1 pseudogene is annotated in these 472 nt (G+C 43.9%); it reads right to left on the bottom strand.

Annotated elements, in window-relative coordinates:
• A pseudogene (locus tag SANK73390_RS02595) lies at positions 1 to 365 on the bottom strand (IS4/Tn5 family transposase DNA-binding protein); the annotation flags it as partial.
• Positions 366 to 472 lie beyond the last annotated feature (107 nt).

Genomic DNA, 472 nt, shown 5'->3' with positions numbered 1-472 from the left:
GCTATGAGCTAACAAGCCTCGCTGTTTTTTCCTCGTCCGACATGACCCAAATCACCTTGAATGGAGGCGTGCTTATAAATCAGCGTGGTGGTGTCTTCTAATGCGAGCAATAAGTTATGATCGTGTGCTTGTTCAGCCGTTGCTTGAAAGCCTGACTCTGCTATGGCATTTGCGTCAATATGCTCGTTGCGGATAAAGCGATAGGCACCTTCCATATCGGCGGGGGGTTGAGTGATGTTCACAATTGGTTTTCCTGGTTCATTCGCGAGTGTTGATGCTAACTTTACCAGACGCTCTGTTCTTCTTGGATCACCTAAGTCAGATTTACCGAATTGTTGTGTTGCCCAATGAGTATGTTCGTTAATCATGATGTGTCTCCAATAAGATTGGAAGATCTGATCATCATGTTGAGATTTAGTTCAAAAAAATCCCCGCTAATTTCTTAGCAGGGATTTGTGTATAAGAGACAGCT

It is taken from the genome of Pseudoalteromonas sp. SANK 73390, assembly GCF_054966645.1.
This window is presented reverse-complemented; position numbering and strand designations above follow the sequence as displayed.